The following is a 5,947-nucleotide window of genomic DNA, read 5'->3' on the forward strand; positions in this document are numbered from 1 at the left end:
AAAAAAAAGCGCCCCTGGGGCCCAATGAAGGGCGCCAGGGGCGCATGAGTAAAAAAAATCCGGCAGCGACCTACTCTCCCACGCGGTTTCCCGCGGAGTACCATCGGCTCTGGAGGGCTTAACTTCCGTGTTCGGGATGGGAACGGGTGTGACCCCTCCGACATAGCCACCGGAAAATGGGCGACAAGGCACATACGAAGGCAGAAATGATTGCTGCTGAGAAGAGAAGCTGTATGCCGTGATTCTCTCGGGCCGGCGTGCCACCTAGGGCACCACCGGGCCTCGACCTTGGCCTCGAATCCCTTACTCCCCGTGAGGGAGCGTGCAAGAGATGAGGATAAAGTAAGCCGCACGAGCAATTAGTACCGGTTAGCTCAACGCGTTACCGCGCTTACACACCCGGCCTATCAACGTCGTAGTCTTCGACGGCTCTTCAGGGGCTTGCGCCCGGGATACCTGGTCTTGAGGTCGGTTTCCCGCTTAGATGCTTTCAGCGGTTATCCAATCGACACATGGCTACCCAGCGATACCACTGGCGTGATAACTGGTACACCAGAGGTGTCTCCAACCCGGTCCTCTCGTACTAAGGTCAGAGCCTCTCAAGTATCCTACGCCCACAGCAGATAGGGACCAAACTGTCTCACGACGTTTTGAACCCAGCTCGCGTACCGCTTTAATTGGCGAACAGCCAAACCCTTGGGACCTGCTCCAGCCCCAGGATGCGATGAGCCGACATCGAGGTGCCAAACCTCCCCGTCGATGTGAACTCTTGGGGGAGATAAGCCTGTTATCCCCGGAGTACCTTTTATCCGTTGAGCGATGGCCCTTCCATTCAGGACCACCGGATCACTATGACCTGCTTTCGCACCTGCTCGACATGTCTGTCTCGCAGTCAAGCTCCCTTATGCCATTGCACTCGTCGCCCGGTTTCCAATCGGGCTGAGGGAACCATCGCGCGCCTCCGTTACTCTTTGGGAGGCGACCGCCCCAGTCAAACTACCCACCAGACAGTGTCCCAATCCCGGATGACGGGATGTGGTTAGACACCAGAAATCAACAGGGTGGTATTTCACCGTTGCCTCCACCGAACCTAGCGGCCCGGCTTCAAAGGCTCCCACCTATCCTACACAGTCAATCCCTAGTGTCACTGTCAAGTTATAGTAAAGGTTCACGGGGTCTTTCCGTCTTGCTGCGGGTAAACTGCATCGGCACAGCTATTTCAATTTCGCTGAGTCCCTCTCCGAGACAGCGCGGAAGTCGTTACTCCATTCGTGCAGGTCGGAACTTACCCGACAAGGAATTTCGCTACCTTAGGACCGTTATAGTTACGGCCGCCGTTTACTGGGGCTTCGGATCATCGCTTCGCCTTGCGGCTGACGAATCCCCTTAACCTTCCAGCACCGGGCAGGAGTCAGACCCTATACGTCGGCTTGTCGCCTTCGCAGAGTCCTGTGTTTTTGGTAAACAGTCGCTACCGCCATTTCTCTGCAACCTCTCTCGGCTTCGGCTGTACGCCTACACCTACCAGAGGCCCACCTTCTTCCGAAGTTACGGTGGAAATTTGCCTAGTTCCTTGGAGGAGAGTTCTCTCAAGCGCCTTAGGATTTTCTCCTCACCCACCTGTGTCGGTTTACGGTACGGACACCCTATAGTCTCCCTGCGGGACTTTTCTTGGAAGCGTGGCATCAACGACTTACCCCTTGCGGGGCGCCATGGGATCTCGGGGATAGCTGCCGCGCCTTTAATCGTACGCGACACCCCTACATCTTTGGACCGGCACAACCACAATCCGGCTCGTCTAGCCTTCTCCGTCCTCCCTCAGTTCAACGACTACAAGATGGCGCAGGAATATTAACCTGCTTCCCATCACCTACGCCTTTCGGCCTCGGCTTAGGCTCCGGCTAACCCTGGGAAGATTAACTTGACCCAGGAAACCTTGGGTTTACGGCGAGGGGGTTTCTCACCCCCTTTATCGCTACTCATTTCGGCATCAGCACTTCCAGCCGCTCCACCCGCCCTTACGGTCGAGCTTCGCTGCAGCTGGGACGCTCCCCTACCGCCATGCAAGTCTAAACCTGCATGACCCGAAGCTTCGGCACTAGTCTTGAGCCCCGTTACATTTTCGGCGCGGCCTGTCTTGACCAGTGAGCTATTACGCTTTCTTTAAAGGATGGCTGCTTCTAAGCCAACCTCCTGGTTGTCAATGACTTGCCACATCCTTTCTAGTGTTCACTTAGACTAGATTTGGGGGCCTTAGCTGTCGGTCTGGGTTATTCCCCTCTTGCCAATGGACGTTATCACCCACTGACTGCTTCCTGAGATAACAGTTACCGGCATTCGGAGTTTGGTACGGTTTGGTAATCTGGTGAGACCCCTAGCCGTTCCAGTGCTCTACCTCCGGTACTGAATGACTCAAGACGATACCTAAATATCTTTCGGGGAGAACCAGCTATCACGGAGTTTGATTGGCCTTTCACCCCTACACACAGCTCATCCCAGAGATTTTCAACTCTCATGAGTTCGGACCTCCATGCGGTGTTACCCGCACTTCATCCTGGCCATGTGTAGATCACCCCGCTTCGGGTTATAATGCACGCAACTATTCGCCCATTTCGGACTCGCTTTCGCTCCGGCTCCACCTAGCGGCTTAGCCTCGCTACGTACATTAAGTCGCCGAATCATGATGCAAAAGGTACGCCCTCGCACTGGGTTGCCCCGTAGTGCTCGGACTGCTTGTAGACATGTGGTTTCAGGTTCTTTTGACTCCCCTCACCGGGGTTCTTTTCACCTTTCCCTCGCGGTACTTGTCCACTATCGGTCGCTCAGTAGTATTTAGCCTTACCGGATGGTCCCGGCAGATTCAGACAGGATTGCACGTGTCCCGTCTTACTTGGGTACCCCGCTCGGCCTCAGTTCGTTTTCGCGTACGCGACTATCACGCTCTCTGGTCAGCCTTTCCAGGCTGTTCCGCTAACAAACCAAGGTCCTACCGCGGACCCGCAACCCCGAGGCCACTTGCGTGGACTCGGTTTAGGCTGTTCCCGTTTCGCTCGCCACTACTCCGGGAATCACTCGTTGTTTTCTTTTCCTCAGGGTACTGAGATGTTTCACTTCCCCTGGTTCGCTCTTCCTCCCCTATGAATTCAGGAAGGAGTACCGCAGCTATTCACCGCGGTGGGTTTCCCCATTCGGACATCTCCGGATCAACGGTCGGTTGGCACCTCCCCGAAGCTTTTCGCAGCCACCCACGTCCTTCATCGCCTCTGAGCACCTAGGCATCCACCACACGCCCTTAGTAGCTTACTTACCCTGATCTCTCGTCTTCACGCCCACCTCCCGGCGGGATTGTCGAAACTCGAGACCAAGATCCAGGCCCCCGCTCTTCGCGGCGAGCCCGAAAGAATCACTTGCTTGATGCTGCCTCCCTCAGAGACTTCGCCTCACGGCGTTGCCTTCCCCTGGGAGTCAGCTTGAGAACTTCTCTTGACTCAGCAGAAATCTTAAATTCTGCCTTCGTATGCACTTGTCAAAGAACGCTTCCCTCGGGCTGTACCACCGCCTTTGGAAAACTTGTGGAGCTGATCGGGATCGAACCGACGACATCCAGCTTGCAAAGCTGGCGCTCTCCCAGCTGAGCTACAGCCCCTCGAGGCCCTTCTTACTGCAAAACCTTAGGGGAAGCCATGCTGGCGGCCACCGAGCTGCCACTCTCATTAGAGTGGAGTTGGTGGGCCTAGGTGGACTTGAACCACCGACCTCGCGCTTATCAGGCGCGCGCTCTAGCCAGCTGAGCTATAGGCCCAGAGAGGCTGGCTGCGCAAAGCGGGAGAGATACCCGATTATCAGCATCCAGAGTGTCAAAGAACCGAGCCGTGCTCGGTCCTTCAAAACCAAATAGCAAACCCTTTTGACGATTGCGTAGCTATTGACCTAGTTGACCACGGCGGCTTGCGCCGCCTGGTGCACCCTGCTCTGCCTAGGCAGTGCCGTGCACCCGGTCTCCTTAGAAAGGAGGTGATCCAGCCGCAGGTTCCCCTACGGCTACCTTGTTACGACTTCACCCCAGTTACCAACCACTCCTTGGGCACCTCTTGGTGAGATGACTTCTGGAGCAATTGACTCCCATGGTGTGACGGGCGGTGTGTACAAGGCCCGGGAACGTATTCACCGCAGCGTGCTGATCTGCGATTACTAGCGATTCCGCCTTCATGGAGTCGAGTTGCAGACTCCAATCTGAACTGAGACCGGTTTTCTACGATTGGCTCCCCCTCGCGGGTTTGCAGCGTTCTGTACCGGCCATTGTAGCACGTGTGTAGCCCTGGTCATAAAGGCCATGAGGACTTGACGTCATCCCCACCTTCCTCCGGTTTAACACCGGCAGTCCCTCTAGAGATCTCCTTGCGGAGCAACTAAAGGCGAGGGTTGCGCTCGTTGCGGGACTTAACCCAACATCTCACGACACGAGCTGACGACAGCCATGCAGCACCTGTCTCTTGGTTCCCTTGCGGGCACTCCCTCATCTCTGAAGGATTCCAAGGATGTCAAGACCAGGTAAGGTTCTGCGCGTTGCGTCGAATTAAACCACATGCTCCACCGCTTGTGCGGGCCCCCGTCAATTCCTTTGAGTTTTAGTCTTGCGACCGTACTTCCCAGGCGGAGAACTTAATGCGTTAGCTACGGCACCGCGGGGGTCAACTCCCACGACACCTAGTTCTCATCGTTTACGGCGTGGACTACCAGGGTATCTAATCCTGTTTGCTCCCCACGCTTTCGCGTCTCAGCGTCAGTTACCGTCCAGGTGGCCGCCTTCGCCACCGGTGTTCCTCCCCATATCTACGAATTTCACCTCTACTTGGGGAATTCCGCCACCCTCTCCGGCACTCAAGCTCTGCAGTTTCGGGCGCACTTCCTCAGTTGAGCTGAGGGCTTTCACACCCGACTTGCAAAGCCGCCTACACGCGCTTTACGCCCAATAATTCCGAACAACGCTTGCACCCTCTGTATTACCGCGGCTGCTGGCACAGAGTTAGCCGGTGCTTCTTCTCCCGGTACCGTCAAACCTGAAGATGTTAGCTTCAGGGTTTTCGTCCCGGTCGAAAGTGCTTTACAATCCGAAGACCTTCATCACACACGCGGCGTTGCTGCGTCAGGCTTTCGCCCATTGCGCAAAATTCCCCACTGCTGCCTCCCGTAGGAGTCTGGACCGTGTCTCAGTTCCAGTGTGGCTGATCGTCCTCTCAGACCAGCTACCCGTCGTTGCCTTGGTGGGCCATTACCCCGCCAACTAGCTGATGGGCCGCGGGCTCATCTAGAAGTGATAGCTTGTATACAGAGGCCACCTTTTCCCTCGAGGACCGAAGTCCCCGTGGGCTTATCTGGTATTAGCCAATCTTTCGACTGGTTATCCCAGGCTTCTAGGCAGATTACCCACGTGTTACGCACCCGTGCGCCGCTCTACTAGGATTGCTCCATTCGCGCTCGACTTGCATGTGTTAGGCACGCCGCCAGCGTTCGTTCTGAGCCAGGATCAAACTCTCCAATTGTATTCTGTCGAGTTGAACCGGCGTCAGTCTGGCTTCCGGCTAAGGAAAACCAAACTCGCTGTTCATATGGTGCTCCGGGCTCGCGCTCTCGCGCTTTCCTCTTAGAGCACCTCGGAAATTGACTGCGAAGCTTCCGCAATCGTCTTCTTCTTGGGCTTGCTATTTGGTTTTCAAAGACCGAGCCGTTGTACTGCTCACGGCTTTCTGCTACCGTTCCCGCTTCTCAGCGGTTTCCCCTCAACAACCGGGGGCGATTCTTTTATTCGAGGCGGTCCGGCTTGTCAACTTCGCCTTTTCCGCTTTCTCCTCTTCGCTTCTGAACCCGCCCAGTGGCTTCGTTCTTTCGCTTCGAGGAGGGGCGCGGCTTTTACTTCGCCGCCGCCTTCTCTGTCAACCGGTTTCGG

The 5,947-nt window shown here is 55.9% G+C and carries 2 tRNA genes and 3 rRNA genes; all 5 read right to left on the bottom strand.

Going from position 1 to position 5,947, the window contains the following annotated elements:
- Positions 1 to 57: 57 nt before the first annotated feature.
- Positions 58 to 174 (bottom strand): 5S ribosomal RNA (gene rrf, locus DB31_RS44035).
- 164 nt (positions 175 to 338) lie between these two features.
- Positions 339 to 3,306 (bottom strand): 23S ribosomal RNA (locus tag DB31_RS44040).
- Positions 3,307 to 3,573: 267 nt separating this feature from the next.
- Positions 3,574 to 3,646: transfer RNA gene (locus tag DB31_RS44045), tRNA-Ala, on the bottom strand.
- A gap of 79 nt (positions 3,647 to 3,725) precedes the next feature.
- Positions 3,726 to 3,802: transfer RNA gene (locus DB31_RS44050), tRNA-Ile, on the bottom strand.
- Between the two features lie 205 nt (positions 3,803 to 4,007).
- Positions 4,008 to 5,543: ribosomal RNA gene (locus DB31_RS44055) — 16S ribosomal RNA — on the bottom strand.
- Together the 16S, 23S and 5S rRNA genes with 2 tRNA genes alongside form the textbook arrangement of a ribosomal RNA operon.
- Positions 5,544 to 5,947: the final 404 nt, after the last annotated feature.

The organism is Hyalangium minutum, from assembly GCF_000737315.1.
Classification (GTDB): Bacteria; Myxococcota; Myxococcia; order Myxococcales; family Myxococcaceae; genus Hyalangium; species Hyalangium minutum.